Below are 15,314 nucleotides of genomic sequence, written 5' to 3'. Positions count from 1 at the left end.
GTGGAGGAGGTGCGGTGACCGCGACCACCACCGCACGACCGGCGTCCGCCGACCCTCCACACCGGATCCGGCGCCCGGCGCCGTCGGTCCGGGCCGGGCAGGTGGTGACGGCGCAGGTGGCGGTGGCCGCGCTGGTCGCGGCCGTGGGCCGGGGCGTCCCGGTGACCGCGGCCGCCCTGCTGCTGGCGGCGGTGCTGCTGCCCGCCGCCTGGGTCCGGCTCCGGGGGCGCTGGCTCTTCGAGTGGCTCGCCGTCGGCGCGGCCTACCTGACCCGGCGGCGCGCCCTCCCGGCCACCTGCGGGCCGGCGGCGCTGCTGGAGCTTGCCCGCCCCGGCGCGGCGGTGCACGCGGCCGAGCTGGCCGGCGGTCCGGCGGCGGTGCTGGAGGACGCCGCCGGGATGACCGCGTTGCTGGAGATCGGCGACCCGGACGACCTGCTCGGCGACGGCCCGCGGGAGCTGCCGCCGCCGGTCGGCCTGCTGCCCCCGGTGGGACCGGAGAGCCCCCCGGTGCAGATCCAGCTGCTGTTCTCCGCGTCGCCCGCGCCGGCCCCCGCCGCCGGGGCGGGCACGGCCGGCACCTCGTACCGGCAGCTCACCGACGGGCGGCTGGCGGCCCGGGCCCGGGTGGTGCTGGCCGTCCGGGTGCTCCGGGCCGACGGTTGGTCCGACGACGAGCTGCGCCGGGCGCTGTCCGGCACGGTCCGGCGGATCGTGCGCCGGCTCGGGCCGCTCACCGGTCGCCCCCTCGGCGGCCCCGCGGCGCTGCGCGTGGTGGCCGAACTGGCCCATTACGACGCCGGGGCTCCGGTCCGGGAGAGCTGGGCCGCCGTGACCGTGGGCGGGCTCCCGCAGATCACCTGGCGGCTGCGCCGCTGGCCGGATCCGCGCACCGACGCCGCACGGCGGCTGGTGCCGCGGCTGCTGGCACTGCCGGCGACCGCCACCACCGTCTCGCTCTGCGTGGGTCCGCGGGCCGGCGCCGACCCGGCGTCCACGCCGGCCGAGCTGACCGTACGCCTGGCCGCCCACACCACCGCGGAGCTGTCGGTGGCCGGGCGGGCGCTCCGGCGGCTCGCCGGGGATGTCGGTGCCGGCCTGCGCCGGCTGGACGGCGAGCACCTGAGCGGGCTGGCCGCCACCCTGCCGCTGGCGGCGGCCCGGCCGGACGCGCCCCCGCTCGGGCCCGAGCTGGCCGCCCTGGAGTTCGCCCTCGGCGAGTCCGGGTTGATGGTGGGCGCCAACCGGCACGGCGGCGCGGTGACCGTACGCCTGTTCCGTCCCACGACGACCCGCCTGCTGCTGGTCGGTGGGGTGGGCGCCGCCCAGCTGCTGACCCTGCGGGCGCTGGCGCTCGGCGCGCGGGTGGCGGTGCAGACGGCGCGCCCCCGGGTCTGGGAGCCGTTCGTCCGCGGGGTCGGCGTGCCGGGCGGCGCGGTGCCGCTGGTCCCGCCGGGGCGGCCCGTCGGCGGCCCGCCCGGCTCCCCGCTGCGTCCCCTGCTGCTGGTGGTCGACGCCGGCCCGGTGCCGCCGGAGGCCGGCCCCGCGGCGGCATGGCAGTCCGTTCTCGTGGTCCGCGACGAGCTGACCCCGGCCGACACGGCAGCGCTGGCCCGCGCCGACCTGGCGATCCTGCAACCGCTCGACCCCGGTGAGGCGGCGCTGGCCGGCGCGGCGCTCGGCCTGGGCGGCTCGGCGGAGTGGTTGACCCGGATCCGGGACGACATGGTGGCGGTGGTGAACCGGCGGGCGCTGCGGTGGGCGTTGCTCTCGCCGACGCCGATCGAGTCGCAACTGGTCGGTCGCCCGGCCCGCCGCTGAGCCGGCACGGGTTCCGCGAGTCGACGCGGCGTGGCACGATCCCGGCCATGGATTTTCTGAAGGGTCTCCTGATCCGGCTGGGCACGACGGCCGTGGCGTTCTGGTTGGCCACGCTGCTCATCCCGGGCATCACGCTGGACTCGGATTCGGCCACCGAGACGGTGACCACGCTGGTGCTCGTCGCGGTGATCTTCGGGGTCGTCAACGCGGTGCTGCAGCCGATCATCAAGACCGTCGGCTGCGGGTTCTACCTGCTGACCCTCGGCCTGATCGCGCTGGTGGTCAACGGCCTGCTGTTCCTGCTCACCAGCTGGATCGCCGGTGAGGCCGGGCTGCCGTTCCACGTGGACGGCTTCTGGCCGGCCGCCGTGCTGGGCGCGCTCTTCGTCGGCATCGTCACCTGGATCCTGGGCGCCGTCCTCGACCGCGACTGAGCCCGCGCCACCCCGTCGATTCCCGCCCGCCGGCCCAGGCCAGTGGGCGGGAATTGGCTGGTGAGGCCGGGTGGCGCCGCAACTAGGGTCGGAGGGGTGTTCACCTTGACCCGTCCCGACGGCTACCTGCTCAGCACCGATCCGGATCGGCTCGACCTGGACCGGGTGCACCACTGGCTCGCCACCGACGCGTACTGGGCGCTGGGGCGGGACCGGGACACCGTGGGGCGGGCCTTCGCCGGGTCGATCGGCTTCGGCGTCTACCGGCCCGGCGATGGGCGGCAGGTGGCGGTGGCCCGGGTGGTCACCGACCGGGCGACCTTCGCCTGGCTCGGCGACGTCTACGTGGACCGGGCCGAGCGCGGCCGGGGGCTGGGCACCTGGCTCGCCGGCGCGGCCCGTGACCACCTGGCCGAGTGGGGCGTACGCCGGATCGTGCTGGCGACCGCCGACGCGCACGGGGTCTACGCGAAGGTCGGTTTCACGCCGGTCGAGCCGGGCCGCTGGATGGAGTACGACCAGCGGGTGACCCAGCTCACCGGAAAGGAGCAAAGTGCCGGTTCACCACTTACGGTAGAGGCGTGAACCAGACCCGTCTCGGCTACCTCTACGGCTTCGGCGCGTACCTGATCTGGGGTTTCTTCCCGATCTACCTGAAGCTGCTCCGCCCGGCCGGCCCGGTGGAGATCCTCGCGCACCGGATCGTCTGGTCGGTGGTCTTCGTGGCGCTGCTGCTGGCCGCCATGCGCAACATCGCCTTCCTGCGCGCGCTGGCCCGGCGGCCCCGGACGCTGGCCGCCATCGCGGCCGCCGCCGCGCTCATCGCGGTCAACTGGGGCACCTACATCTACGGGGTGAACTCCGACCGGGTGGTGGAAACCGCCCTCGGCTACTTCATCAACCCGCTGGTCATCGTGCTGATCGGGGTCTTCCTGCTGCGCGAGCGGCTGCGCCCGGCCCAGTGGGTGGCGCTCGGCATCGGCGGGGCGGCCGTCGCGGTGCTGACCGTCGACTACGGCCGGCTGCCCTGGCTGGCCCTCGTGCTGGCCTTCAGCTTCGCCGGGTACGGGCTGGTCAAGAAGCGCCTCGGCCTGCCCGCCGCGGAAGGGCTGTTCGTCGAGTCGGCGGTGCTGGCGCTTCCGGCGCTGGCCTACCTGGGTTGGCTGACCCGGAGCGGCGCGGCCACCTTCGGGCACGTCTCGGCGGGGCACACCGCGCTGCTGGTGCTGGCCGGTGCGGCCACCGCCATCCCCCTGCTGCTCTTCGCGGGCGCGGCGAACCGGCTGCCGCTCTCCACCCTCGGCATGCTCCAGTACGTCGGCCCGATCCTCCAGCTCGGCTGCGGCGTGCTGGTCTTCCACGAGCCGATGCCGCCGGCCCGGCTGGCCGGGTTCGGCCTGGTCTGGGTCGCCCTCGTGGTGTTCACCGCGGACGCCCTCCGCCACGCCCGCCGGACCCGCGCGCGGGCACGGGCCGCCACCCTGGTGCCCGCCGAGGCCCGCTGACCGCGCCTCACCGGGCGTCGAAGGCGAGGACCGGGGTGCCGTCGGCGCGGACCAGTTCGAGCCGCACCAGCTCCCCGTGGGTGAAGTGGGTGGCCCCGACCACGCGGACGTTGTCGCCGGGTGCGGCCAGCCACGTGCCGACCTGCTCCGTCGCACCGTCCGGGCCGTGCGCCACCAGCCGGAAGGTGTACGCCTCCCGGTGACCGGCGCGCTGGTCGTACCCGCAGCGCATGGTGACCTCGGTACCCCACCTCTTGTCGGTCAGGCCGACCTCGGCGTGCAGCGGCACCGCGCCGGCGACCGGCTGCATGGCCGTCATGGTCACCGGCGCCGCGGTGGCCGTGGGCAACGCCGTGGGCGGCGGTACGGCCGGCTGGCGGACCAGGGACACCCCGACGCCGGCCAGCACCGCGAGCGCGGCCGCGGCGAGCGCGGTCAGCGCGTACCGGCGCCGGGACCGGGACCGCTCGCGGCGCCGGCGGTCCCGAGCGGCGTCGAGCAGCGCGGGCACCCGGGAGGTCTCGGTGGCGGACGGCAGGAACTGCTCGAGCCCCGCCGGGTCGAGCCGGCCCAGGAGGCCGGGCAGCACCGCGATCTCGGCCACCGCCTCACGGCAGGGCGCGCAACCGCCCAGGTGCCGCTCGTAGGCGGCCCGGTCGGCGGGGGCGAGGGCGCCCAGGACGTACGCGCCGTCGTCGTGCTCGAACTCGCAGCGGGTCATCCGGTCACCCCCATCTCGGCCAGCACCAACCGTAGTGAGCGCAGCGCGTAGTGGGTCCGCGACTTCACCGTGCCCGGCGGCACCCCGAGGCGGGCGGCCGCCTCCGCCACCGACCGGCCCTGGTAGAAGCACTCGACGAGCACCTCTCGATGGGTCGTGCTGAGCCGGTTCAGCGCCTCGGCCACGGTCCACGCCTCCACCGCGCGCTCCGTCTCGTCGACCGTCTCGGCAGGTTCGGGCAGCTCGTCGGTGTAGACCTCGCCGACCCGGGTGGACCGCCGCCGCCAGGCGTCGATGGCCAGGTTCCGGGCGGTGGTGAAGAGCCAGGCGCGGACGGAGCCGCGCCGCGGGTCCAGCGACTCGGGGTGCCGCCAGGCCCGGAGCAGCGTCTCCTGCACCAGGTCCTCGGCGCGCGACCGATCGCCGTTGACCAGCCGGAGGGCGTGCGCGAAGAGCGCGTCGGCATGCTCGTCGTGCAGCGCGCGCAGCAGTTGGGCGTCGTGGTCGCTGATGGCGGTACCTCGCTTCCGGCGGCGGGGAGACCGGCGATGCGTTCGCCACTTGATACGTGCCGTGACGCCGAACGGTTCAGCCGCAGGTCACGGCGCGCCGGGTCAGGCGTCCGCGGCGATGCCGTCGGCGACCGCGCGGGCGACGGTGAGCAGCTTGGCCCGGACCACCCGGGCGGAGGTCATCATCTCGCTGGCCGGCAGCGCGCAGGCCAACACGACGCGGCGCTCGATGTCCTTGTCGGGGGTGACCAGCACCGCGGCGCACGCCACCCCCTGCCGGAACTGCCCCAGCTCCAACTGCATGCCGCGCCGGTCGCCGGCCGCCAGGTCGGCCTCGAACGCCTCCGTGGTGGTGAGGGTGGCGCCGGTGAACGGGCGCATGCCGTATTCGCGCAGGTAGCGGAACCGCTGCTCGGCGGTGAGGGTGGCCAGGAGGCTCTTGCCGAGCGCCGTGGCGTGGGCCCCTTCGTCGAAGCCCGGCACCAGGTCCTCCAGGTACGGCGAGCGCGGCCCCTCGGACACCGCAGTGACCGCCACCTGCCCGCCGACGAACCGGCCCAGGTAGTGGCTCCAGCCGGTGTCCGCGGCGGCCCGCCGCAGCGCCTCCCCGACCGGCGGCGGCCCGCGGAACGCGGTGACCAGCTCGCGGTAGCGGTCGGCGACCTCCAGCCCGACGATGTACGTGCCGTCCTCCCGGCGGATCACGTAACCCTCGTACGCCAGCGTGCGCACCAGGTGGTAGGTGGTGGCGACGGTCAGCTCGCAGCGGCGGGCGATCTGCTTGACGGTGAGCCCTTTCGGCGCACGGCCGACCGACTCGAGCACTCGTAGCGCGCGGGAGACACTTCGGATCAGGTCCGAAGGTTCCGCCAAGGGGTCACGCACAACCACCTCCGCCGCCGGGGACTTACACCATATGAAAAACAGGCCGAGTGCGAAATGCCTGTTCGGATCGAGGATGCCAGATCACCGGGCACAGACAGTGCACCGACAGACACGATCAGCTGCCGAAACGTGACCGGCGTAGGTTTGCCGGACCATGACCGAAACAGCGCTGCACCCCGCTCCGCCCGCGCCCCGGCGTACCGTCCGGGTCAACGCGGGAGCGATCGCCACCACGATCGCGTGCGTCCTGCCCGTCTTCCTGGTCGGCGGCCTCGCCGTGCAGATGGGCGACGACCTCGACCTCACCCCCGCCAGGCTCGGCCTGGCCGTCTCGGTCTACTTCGGCGTCAGCGCGCTCGCCTCGGTGCCCTCCGGAGCGCTTGTCGAGCGGTACGGGCCGGACGTGGTGGCCCGCGCCGGCATCCTGCTCTCCGCCGGCTCGCTGCTGGCCGTGGCGGGGCTGGCCCGGTCGTACCCGGTGCTGGTCGCGCTGCTCGCGCTCAGCGCCGCCGCCAACGCCCTCGGCCAGCTGGCCAGCAACGCCGCGCTGGCCCGCCACGTGCCCGCCCACCGGCAGGGGCTCTCCTTCGGGGTGAAGCAGGCCGCCATCCCGGTCTCCACCCTGCTGGCCGGCGCGGCGGTGCCGACCGTCGCGCTGACCGCCGGCTGGCGCTGGGCGTTCGTGGTGGCCGCCGTCGCGGCGCTCGCCGCGCTGCCGGCCGTACCCCCGGCCGAGCGGGACCGGGTCCGGCCCGCCGCCGGCCGGGCGGGCCGGGCCACGACGGCGCTCGTGGTGGTCGGCGTGGCGGCGACCCTGGCGGCCGCCGCGGCGAACGCCCTGGGCACCTTCGTGGTCGACTCGGCGGCCGGCCGGGGGCTGTCCCCGGCGCTGGCCGGGCTCACCCTCACCCTGGGCAGCGCGGTCTGCGTGGCGGCCCGGGTGGGCGCCGGCTGGCTGGCCGACCGCCGGGAGACCGGGCACGTCGCGCTCATCGCCGGGATGCTGGTGGTGGGCGCCGTGGGGCTGGTCCTGCTCGCGGTGGCCGGCCCGGTGCCGCTGGTCGCCGGCGTGGTGCTCGGCTTCGGCCTCGGCTGGGCCTGGCCCGGGCTGATGAACTTCGCGGTGGTCCGGCTCCACCCGCAGGCACCGGCCGCCGCCACCTCGATCACCCAGACCGGGGTGTACGCGGGCGGCTGCCTCGGGCCGCTCGGCCTCGGCACGATCGCCGACGTGGCCGGCTACCCGGCGATGTGGGGCACCGCGGCGGCCGCCATGCTCCTGGCCGCCGCGTTCATGCTGGCGGGCGCCCGCCTCCTGTCCCGCTCCCCGTCCCCGTCGCGTTGATCATGAAGTTATTGCCACGACACGCCGTGGCCGATGGCAATAACTTCATGATCAAGGCCGTGGAGGGACGGTGCGGCGCGCGGCCGGGAGGCCGGCGGGTCAGCTGGTGCGGTCGGCGATGTAGTCGCAGAGGGATTCGAGGGCGCGGCGGGCCGGGCCCTCGGGGAGCGGCGCGAGGCGGGCGCGCGCGTCCTCCGCGTAGCTGCGGACCGTCTCGCGGGCGCGCTTGAGCGCCGGGGACTCCCGGAGCAGGCCGAGGGCCTCGGCGTGCAGCGCGTCGTCGACCAGCGGCCCGGTGGCCAGGATCTCCCGCAGCCGGACGCTGGCCGCGTCGGAGTCGTCGGAGGCGAGCGCGTAGAGCACCGGCAGGGTCGGCACGCCCTCGCGCAGGTCGGTGCCGGGCGTCTTGCCCGACTGCATCGACTCGCTGGCGATGTCCAGCAGGTCGTCGGAGAGCTGGAAGGCCACCCCGATGACCTCGCCGTAGCCGGCCAGCGCCTCGACGTGCTCGGCGGACGCCCCACTGAACATGCCGCCGAAGCGGGCCGAGGTGGCGATCAGCGAGCCGGTCTTCTCGGCGATGACGTGCAGGTAGTGCGCGACCGGATCGGTGCCGCGCGGGCCGACCGTCTCGGCGATCTGCCCGTGCACCAGCCGGGCGAAGGTGCGCGCCTGCAGGCGTACGGCCTGCGGGCCCAGGTCGGCCGCGATGTCCGCGGCCCGGGCGAAGAGATAGTCGCCGACCAGGATGGCCACCGAGTTGGTCCAGCGGGAGTTGGCGCTCGGGGCGCCCCGGCGCACGGCCGCCTCGTCCATGACGTCGTCGTGGTAGAGCGTCGCCAGGTGGGTGAGCTCCATCACCACGGCGGCGGGGACGACCTGCGCGGCGTCCGGATCGCCGAACTGGGCGCCGAGCGCCACGAGCAGCGGGCGGAACCGCTTGCCACCGGCCTCGACCAGGTGCCGGCTGGCCTCGGTGACGAGCGGGTCGGCGCTGGCCACGCTGGCCCGCAGGTCGACCTCGACCCGATCCAGGAGGCCCAGCACGGAAGCCTCGACGCGCGGATCGGCGAGGTGCAGCCCGAGCGCGCCGAACTGACCCGTGCCCTCCGGGCCCGGACGACCGCCCGGCCCGGTGGCACCTGAACGCTCGCCAGCCGGAATCACCACGCCATCAACCATGCCACACCCGTTCGACCTGCCCAGCGAGGGGGATACGGACCGGGGGCCGGTACGCCACGGCGTACCGGCCCCCGGGGGTGAACCTGGGTCATCGCACGAATTCGGCGGCACCGTTGGCCAGGTCGAGCAGGGGTGCCGGGGCGACACCCAGGACCAGCGTGGCGAGCACGCCGATGACCAGGGCGGCCGAGGTGAGCGCGCCCGGCACGGTGACCGTCGGGGTGGCCTCGCCCGGCTCGGAGAGCCACATCATCACCACGACCCGCAGGTACGGGAAGGCCAGCACCATGCTGGTCAGCACGCCGGCGATCACCAGCCAGGCCTGGTTCGCGTCCAGCGCCGGGGCGAAGACGGCGAACTTGCTGGTGAACCCGCTGGTGAGCGGGATACCGGCGAAGGCCAGCAGGATGAACGTGAAGATGGCCGCGAAGAACGGGGACCGGCGACCCAGCCCGGCCCAGCGGGACAGGTGGGTGGCCTCCCCGTCGGCGTCCCGGACCAGGGTCACGACGGCGAACGCGGCGAGCACCGAGAAGCCGTACGCGACCAGGTAGAACATCGTGCCGGAGAGCCCGTCCTTGCTGGGCGCCAGCACGCCCACCAGCAGGTAGCCGGCGTTCGCGATCGACGAGTACGCCAGCAGCCGCTTGATGTCCGTCTGGGTGACCGCCAGCACCGCGCCGATCAGCATGGTCAGCACGGCCACCGCGCCGAGCACCGGGGTGAAGTCCCAGGCGGCGCCGGCGAAGGCGACGTGGAAGACCCGCAGCAGGGCACCGAACGCGGCGACCTTGGTGCAGGCGGCCATGAAGCCGGTCACCGGGGTCGGGGCGCCCTGGTAGACGTCCGGCGTCCAGACGTGGAAGGGGGCGGCCGCGGCCTTGAAGAGCAGGCCGATGGCGAGCAGCGCCATGCCGGCGAAGAGCAGCACCGGGCTGGACGAGGACTCGCCCACCGCGGCGTGCACGGTGGCGAAGTCGACGCCGGCACCGCGGTTCGGGATCCCGACGGTGAAGCCGTAGATCAGGGCCACACCGAAGAGGAAGAACGCCGAGGCGTACGCGCCGAGCATGAAGTACTTCAGCGCGGCCTCCTGGCTGAGCAGCCGCCGGCGGCGGGCCAGCGCGCAGAGCAGGTAGAGCGGCAGCGAGAAGACCTCGAGCGCGATGAACATGGTCAGCAGGTCGTTCGCCGCCACGAAGATCAGCATGCCGCCGATCGCGAAGGTGACCAGCGGGTACACCTCGGTGGCGCCACCCATCCCGTCGGCCTGCCGCCGGTCGTCCTCGGACTCGGCGGTGACCGCGGCCTGGGCCACGAAGGCCCCGCCGCGCTCCACCGTGCGCTCGCCGACGAGCAGCAGCGCCATGGCGGCCAGGATCAGGATGGCGCCCTGGAGGAAGAGCGTCGGCCCGTCCACGGCGATGGCCTGGCCGGCGGTGATCAGCCGGTCGTCGGCATTCAGGATCACCATGGTCAGGGCGGCGAGCACCGCCAGCAGGGCGAGCGTGAGCTGCACCGCGTTGCGCAGGCGGCGCGGCACGAACGCCTCGACCAGGACGCCGACCAGGGCGGCGCCCAGCATGATGAGGATGGGCGCGAGCGCCGCGTAGTCGATCGACGGCAGCTTCAGTTCACTCACTTCGCAGCCTCCTGGACGCTGCCGATCTCAGGGGCGGGATCGGTCTTGCCGACGTCCTGCATGGTCGCCTGGACGGCCGGGTTGATGACATCGGTGACCGGCTTGGGATAGAAGCCGAGCAGCACGATCAGCGCGATCAGCGGGGCGACCACGACCTTCTCGCGCAGGCTGAGGTCCCGGCGCATGCCGTCGACCTCGGTGAGGGCCGGGTTGAGGGTGCCCTGGGTGGTGCGCTGGATCATCCACAGCACGTAGGCCGCGGCCAGGATGATGCCGAGCGTGGCGATCACCGCGACCGGCTTGTTCGTGGTGAACGTGCCGATCAGCACCAGGAACTCGGAGACGAACGGCGCCGTGCCGGGCAGCGCCAGCGAGGCGAGACCGGCGAAGAAGAACACCCCGGCGAGCACCGGGACGAGCTTGCCCGCGCCGCCGAAGTCGCTGATCAGCGCCGAGCCCCGGCGGGCGATCAGCATGCCGACCACGAGGAAGAGCAGGCCGGTGGCCAGGCCGTGGTTGAGCATGTAGAGCACCGCGCCGGTGCCGGCCTGGGTGGTGAAGGCGAAGATGCCGACCCCGATGAACCCGAAGTGCGCGATCGAGGTGTACGACACCAGCCGCTTGAGGTCGTTCTGCCCGACGGCCAGCAGCGCGGCGTAGATGATGCCGATGACGCCGAGCGCCAGCGCCCACGGGGCGAACCACCTCGACGCCTCGGGGAAGAGCGGCAGGCAGTACCGCAGGATCCCGAAGGTGCCGACCTTGTCCAGCACGCCGACGAGCAGTGCGGCCGCGCCGGCCGGGGCCGCGCCACCGGCGTCCGGCAGCCAGGTGTGGAACGGGAAGAACGGCGCCTTGATCGCGAACGCGATGAAGAAGCCGAGGAACAGCCAGCGGGCCGTGTCGGTGGCGAACTCGGCCTGGCTGAGCGCCTGCCAGTCGAAGGTCTTCCCGCCGACCACCCAGAGGCCGATCACCGCGGCCAGCATGAACAGGCCGCCGACCAGGGAGTAGAGGAAGAACTTGACCGCCGCGTACTGCCGCTGGTGGCCGCCGTAGCTGCCGATGAGGAAGTACATCGGCACCAGCATGACCTCGAAGAACACGTAGAACAGGAAGACGTCGGCGGCGGCGAAGACGCCGATCATCGTGCACTCGAGGACGAGCAGCAGCGCGAAGTAGACCGGCACCGAGCGCCGGGACGACTCAGCGTCGTGCCACGACGCCAGGATCACCAGCGGCACCAGGATCGCGATGAGCATCAGCATGACCAGCGCGATGCCGTCCACCTCGAAGGTGAAGTTGACGCCCCAGTTCGGGATCCACGCGTACGACTCGCGGAACTGGAACCGGTCACCGTCGGCCTGGAAGGCGATCCACATGACCACCGACAGCACCAGCACCAGCAGCGACCAGCCGAACGCCACCAGCTTGGCCAGGTCCGGGTTGCGCCGCGGCAGCAGGGCCACGATCAGGGCGCCGACCAGCGGTGCCACGGTCAGCACCGAGAGGAACGGGAAGTTGGACATTATTCGGCCTTACCTCCGTCGTGACTGCGTGGCCCGCCGGCGGGGGCGGCCGCGTTGAGGTCGATCACGCCAGCCACCCCGCCTGCACCGCCAGGAAGGCCGCCACCACGAGCAGCGCGCCGGTCAGGATCGAGGTCGCGTACGACCGCACGAAACCGGTCTGCAGCCGCCGGAGCCGGCCCGAGCCACCGCCCACCGCGGCGGCGAGGCCGTTGACCAGCCCGTCGATGCCCCGGTTGTCGAGGAAGACCAGCGCCCGGGTGAGGAAGATGCCCGGCTTCTCGAAGACCGCCTCGTTGACGGTGTCCGTGTAGAGGTTCTTGCGGGCGGCGGTGACCAGCACGCCGGCCGGCTGCGGCTCGGTGGCCGTGCCGTTGCGGAACAGGAACCAGGCCAGCCCGGCGCCGAGCACGGTCACCAGCAGGGAGAGCGTGGTGATCAGCCAGTGCGCGAGGACGGCCGCGTGGCCCTCCTCCTGGCCGCCCAGGCCCGCGGTCGCCTCCAGCCAGTCCGGCACCGACGTGGCGAGCAGGAAGCCCGCCCCGACCGAGCCGATCGCCAGCAGGATCAGCGGGATGGTCATCAGCTTCGGCGACTCGTGCGGGTGCTCGATGTCCTCGGTCCACCGCTTCGGGCCGTGGAAGGTGAGCACGAACAGCCGGGTCATGTAGAACGCGGTGAGCCCGGCGCCGAGCAGCGCGGCCAGGCCGAAGAGCCAGGCCGTCCAGCCCTCCCGCTCGAACGCGGCCACGATGATCGGCTCCTTGGAGAAGAAGCCGGAGAACGGGAACATGCCGATGATGGCCAGCCAGCCCATCATGAAGGTCAGCCAGGTGACCTTCATGTACTTCGACAGGTTGCCGAAGCGGCGGATGTCCACCTGGTCGTTCATGCCGTGCATGACGGAGCCGGCGCCGAGGAACATGTTGGCCTTGAAGAAGCCGTGCGCCAGCAGGTGCACGATGGCCAGCGCGTACGCCGCGCCGCCCAGGCCGACGCCGAGGAACATGTAGCCGATCTGGCTCACCGTGGACCAGGCCAGGACCCGCTTGATGTCGTCCTTGGCCGCGCCGATGATGCAGCCCATCAGCAGGGTGACCGCGCCGACGCTGACCACCACGAGCTGGAGGGTGTGGTCGGCCGAGAAGATCGGGTTGGAGCGGGCGATCAGGTAGACGCCCGCGGTGACCATGGTCGCCGCGTGGATGAGCGCGGAGACCGGGGTCGGGCCCTCCATGGCGTCCGGCAGCCACGCCTGGAGCGGGAACTGGCCGGACTTGCCCGTCGCGCCGAGCAGGAGCAGCAGGCCGAGCACCAGCACGGTGGTGCCGCTCAGCGCGCCGACGCCGTTGAAGACCTCGTCGTACTGGGTGGTGCCGAGCATGGCGAACATGACGAAGATGCCGATGGCCAGGCCGGCGTCGCCGACCCGGTTCATGAGGAACGCCTTCTTGCCGGCGGTGGCCGCGCTCGGCCGGCCGTACCAGAAGGAGATCAACAGGTACGACGCCAGACCGACGCCCTCCCAGCCGAAGTAGAGCATCACGTAGTTGTTGCCGAGCACCAGCAGCAGCATCGCGGCGACGAACAGGTTGAAGTACCCGAAGAACCTTCGCCGGCCCTCGTCGTGCGCCATGTACTCGACCGCGTAGAGGTGGATGAGGAAACCCACCCCGGTGATCAGCAGCACGAAGACCGCGGCCAGCGGGTCGAAGAGCAGACCGAAGTCCACCTTGAGGTCGCCGACCGTGATGAACTGCCAGAGGCTCTGCTCGACCTGCTTGTTCTCCAGGCCACGGAGCTGGAAGAAGTAGGTCAGGCCGAGCACGAACGCGGCGCCGATGGCCGCCACGCCCAGCCAGTGACCCCAGCGGTCCGCCCGCTTGCCGAGCAGCAGCAGGATCGCCGCGCTCACCAGCGGGATGGCCACCAGCAGCCAGACACTGCTTAGAAGCCCATCTGCCGTCGCGAAGGCGACGGTTCCGGCCGGTTCGGCCTGGGCGTACGTCAGAATCTCTTCCACCACGAGCCCCTCAGTACTTCAGCAGGTTGGCGTCGTCGACGCTCGCCGAGCGCCGGGTCCGGAAGATCGACATGATGATGGCGAGCCCGACCACGACCTCGGCCGCGGCCACCACCATCACGAAGAACGCCATGATCTGGCCGTTCAGGTCGCCGTTGATGCGGCTGAACGTGACCAGCGTCAGGTTGGCCGCGTTGAGCATCAGCTCGACGCACATGAACAGCACGATCGCGTTGCGCCGGATCAGCACGCCGACGGCGCCGATGGTGAACAGCACCGCCGCGAGAATCAGGTAGTAGTCCGGGGTCACTTCTCCGTCCCCTTCAACGAGGTCTCCTCGGCGGTGAGCTCCCGCACCGGCATGATCTCCGGGATGCTGCGGTCGGTCAGCCGGCCGTCGGGCAGGCGGGCCGGGGTGGCCACCGAGGACGACGTGGCGAAGACACCCGGGCCGGGCTTCGGGCCGGGGTAGTTGCCGGGGCGGAACCGCGCCTTCATGGTGGCGACCTGGTCCATCCGGTCCTCCTTGCGCCGCTCCACGTGCGCCAGCACCATCGCGCCCACCGCGGCCGTGATGAGCAGCGCGGAGGTCAACTCGAAGGCGAAGACGTACTTGGTGAAGAGCAGCCGGGCGATGCCCTGCACGTTGCCCTCGGCGTTCGCCCGGTCCAGGCCGACGGCCTGCACGCCCTCCAGCGCCCGGTAGAGCCCGGAGCCGACCAGGCCGGCGAAGCCGAGCCCGAGCACGACCGCGGCGACCCGCTGGCCGCGCAGCGTCTCGATGAGCGAGTCGGAGGCGTCCCGGCCCACCAGCATCAGCACGAACAGGAACAGCATCATGATCGCGCCGGTGTAGACGATGATCTGCACCATGCCGATGAACGGCCCGGCCTGCAGAACGTAGAACACGCCCAGGCAGAGCATGGTCAGCACCAGCCAGAGCGCCGAGTGCACGGCGTTGCGCGCCCAGACCATGCCGATGGCCCCGATCAGGGCCAGCGGGGCGAGGATCCAGAAGGTGACCTGCTCACCCCCGGACACCTGGCCCGCCGCGGCGAGCACCGTCTGCGTGGTCATGCCCCTGCTCCCTTGCCCGCCTCGGCCCGCTGCGCGGCCTGCTCGGCGCCGGGGAAGGTCACACCGGGGTGCTCCTCCACCTGGTACCGGCCCGGGCCCATCGGCGAGTGCTCGGCCCCGGCCGAGGTGCCCGGGTTGGTCAGCCCGCCGACGTAGTAGTCCTTCTCACTGTCGCCCAGCCGCATCGGGTGCGGCGGCTGCTCCATGCCCGGCAGCAGCGGCGCGAGCAGCTGCTCCTTCGTGAAGATCAGATCCTGCCGGTTGTCCCGGGCCAGCTCGTACTCGTTGCTCATGGTGAGCGAGCGGGTCGGGCAGGCCTCGATGCAGAGCCCGCAGAAGATGCACCGGGCGTAGTTGATCTGGTAGACGCTGGCGTACCGCTCACCCGGGGAGAAGCGCTGCTCCTCGGTGTTGTCGCCACCCTCAACGTAGATCGCGTCCGCCGGGCAGGCCCACGCGCACAGCTCGCAGCCGATGCACTTCTCCAGCCCGTCCGGGTGCCGGTTGAGGATGTGCCGCCCGTGGTAGCGCGGCGCCGAGACCGGCGGCTTGAACGGGTAGTCGGTGGTGACGACCTTCTTGAACATGTGCGAGAAGGTGACCCCGAAGCCCTTGAACGTTCCGGTGATCGCGCCCACG

At 72.8% G+C, this 15,314-nt stretch carries 15 protein-coding genes; 5 read left to right on the top strand and 10 right to left on the bottom strand.

The annotated features are described in order from the left end of the window. Window positions 1-14 precede the first annotated feature (14 nt). The 4 genes from eccE (at window position 15) to rarD (ending at window position 3,759) form a co-directional block, all read left to right on the top strand. On the top strand, window positions 15-1,820 hold the full coding sequence (eccE, locus tag ACQP12_RS01950; RefSeq protein ID WP_433284558.1) for a type VII secretion protein EccE: 1,806 nt from the start codon (window positions 15-17) through the stop codon (window positions 1,818-1,820). Between the two features lie 47 nt (window positions 1,821-1,867). Then, window positions 1,868-2,254, top strand: a complete 387-nt coding sequence (locus tag ACQP12_RS01945) for a phage holin family protein (RefSeq protein WP_151461348.1) — start codon at window positions 1,868-1,870, stop codon at window positions 2,252-2,254. 96 nt (window positions 2,255-2,350) lie between these two features. Beyond that, on the top strand, window positions 2,351-2,839 hold the full coding sequence (locus ACQP12_RS01940; RefSeq protein WP_433284556.1) for a GNAT family N-acetyltransferase: 489 nt from the start codon (window positions 2,351-2,353) through the stop codon (window positions 2,837-2,839). After that, window positions 2,836-3,759 carry an EamA family transporter RarD gene (gene rarD / locus ACQP12_RS01935; protein ID WP_357940178.1) on the top strand — a complete coding sequence of 308 codons (924 nt, stop codon included), beginning with the start codon at window positions 2,836-2,838 and terminating at the stop codon, window positions 3,757-3,759. Before ACQP12_RS01940 ends, rarD begins: the two co-directional genes overlap by 4 nt. 7 nt (window positions 3,760-3,766) lie before the next feature. On the opposite strand, the gene ACQP12_RS01930 is transcribed toward rarD, so the two are convergent. The 3 genes from ACQP12_RS01930 to ACQP12_RS01920 all read right to left on the bottom strand — a co-directional run bounded on the left by ACQP12_RS01930 (window position 3,767) and on the right by ACQP12_RS01920 (window position 5,877). Next, window positions 3,767-4,480, bottom strand: coding sequence for an anti-sigma factor family protein (locus ACQP12_RS01930; protein ID WP_433284554.1), 714 nt, complete (start codon window positions 4,478-4,480; stop codon window positions 3,767-3,769). Further along, window positions 4,477-4,992 (bottom strand): sigma-70 family RNA polymerase sigma factor, encoded by a 516-nt coding sequence (locus ACQP12_RS01925; protein ID WP_151461344.1) that lies wholly within the window; start codon window positions 4,990-4,992, stop codon window positions 4,477-4,479. The genes ACQP12_RS01930 and ACQP12_RS01925 overlap by 4 nt, the downstream gene beginning before the upstream one ends. Window positions 4,993-5,094: 102 nt before the next feature. Then, entirely contained in the window at window positions 5,095-5,877 is a 783-nt protein-coding gene (locus ACQP12_RS01920; protein WP_357940174.1) for an IclR family transcriptional regulator, read from the bottom strand. A gap of 154 nt (window positions 5,878-6,031) precedes the next feature. On the opposite strand from ACQP12_RS01920, the gene ACQP12_RS01915 reads away from it, so the two are divergent. Further along, entirely contained in the window at window positions 6,032-7,222 is a 1,191-nt protein-coding gene (locus tag ACQP12_RS01915) for an MFS transporter (protein WP_433284551.1), read from the top strand. A gap of 99 nt (window positions 7,223-7,321) precedes the next feature. Here ACQP12_RS01915 and ACQP12_RS01910 read toward each other — a convergent pair whose 3' ends face one another. The 7 genes from ACQP12_RS01910 to nuoI form a co-directional block, all read right to left on the bottom strand. Then, a complete protein-coding gene (locus ACQP12_RS01910) occupies window positions 7,322-8,404 on the bottom strand; it encodes a polyprenyl synthetase family protein (protein WP_433284548.1) in 1,083 nt (360 codons plus the stop codon). Between the two features lie 88 nt (window positions 8,405-8,492). Beyond that, window positions 8,493-10,046 carry an NADH-quinone oxidoreductase subunit NuoN gene (nuoN, locus tag ACQP12_RS01905; protein WP_433284546.1) on the bottom strand — a complete coding sequence of 518 codons (1,554 nt, stop codon included), beginning with the start codon at window positions 10,044-10,046 and terminating at the stop codon, window positions 8,493-8,495. Continuing rightward, complete coding sequence (locus ACQP12_RS01900) at window positions 10,043-11,575, bottom strand: NADH-quinone oxidoreductase subunit M (protein ID WP_357940166.1); 1,533 nt, start codon at window positions 11,573-11,575, stop codon at window positions 10,043-10,045. The genes nuoN and ACQP12_RS01900 overlap by 4 nt, the downstream gene beginning before the upstream one ends. A gap of 64 nt (window positions 11,576-11,639) precedes the next feature. Then, a complete protein-coding gene (gene nuoL / locus ACQP12_RS01895) occupies window positions 11,640-13,598 on the bottom strand; it encodes an NADH-quinone oxidoreductase subunit L (RefSeq protein ID WP_433284543.1) in 1,959 nt (652 codons plus the stop codon). A gap of 10 nt (window positions 13,599-13,608) precedes the next feature. After that, entirely contained in the window at window positions 13,609-13,908 is a 300-nt protein-coding gene (gene nuoK / locus ACQP12_RS01890; protein ID WP_073834091.1) for an NADH-quinone oxidoreductase subunit NuoK, read from the bottom strand. Then, window positions 13,905-14,675: an NADH-quinone oxidoreductase subunit J gene (locus tag ACQP12_RS01885; RefSeq protein ID WP_357940162.1), complete on the bottom strand. Its 771-nt coding sequence runs from the start codon at window positions 14,673-14,675 to the stop codon at window positions 13,905-13,907. The genes nuoK and ACQP12_RS01885 overlap by 4 nt, the downstream gene beginning before the upstream one ends. Further along, window positions 14,672-15,313, bottom strand: coding sequence for an NADH-quinone oxidoreductase subunit NuoI (nuoI, locus tag ACQP12_RS01880; protein ID WP_091261226.1), 642 nt, complete (start codon window positions 15,311-15,313; stop codon window positions 14,672-14,674). Before nuoI ends, ACQP12_RS01885 begins: the two co-directional genes overlap by 4 nt. Between the last annotated feature and the right edge of the window lies 1 nt (window position 15,314).

It is taken from the genome of Micromonospora sp. CA-244673, from assembly GCF_050948395.1.
Lineage (GTDB): Bacteria > Actinomycetota > Actinomycetes > Mycobacteriales > Micromonosporaceae > Micromonospora.
The sequence above is the reverse complement of the archived record's forward strand: the minus strand, read 5'-3'. Positions and strand labels throughout refer to the sequence as shown.

Coding starts and splice junctions, on each gene's coding strand:
- ACQP12_RS01945 (WP_151461348.1), top strand. CDS start 1,868: ATGGATTTTCTGAAGGGTCTCCTGATCCGGCTGGGCACGACGGCCGTG.
- ACQP12_RS01930 (WP_433284554.1), bottom strand. CDS start 4,480: ATGACCCGCTGCGAGTTCGAGCACGACGACGGCGCGTACGTCCTGGGC.
- ACQP12_RS01915 (WP_433284551.1), top strand. CDS start 6,032: ATGACCGAAACAGCGCTGCACCCCGCTCCGCCCGCGCCCCGGCGTACC.
- ACQP12_RS01910 (WP_433284548.1), bottom strand. CDS start 8,404: ATGGTTGATGGCGTGGTGATTCCGGCTGGCGAGCGTTCAGGTGCCACC.
- ACQP12_RS01900 (WP_357940166.1), bottom strand. CDS start 11,575: ATGTCCAACTTCCCGTTCCTCTCGGTGCTGACCGTGGCACCGCTGGTC.
- ACQP12_RS01885 (WP_357940162.1), bottom strand. CDS start 14,675: ATGACCACGCAGACGGTGCTCGCCGCGGCGGGCCAGGTGTCCGGGGGT.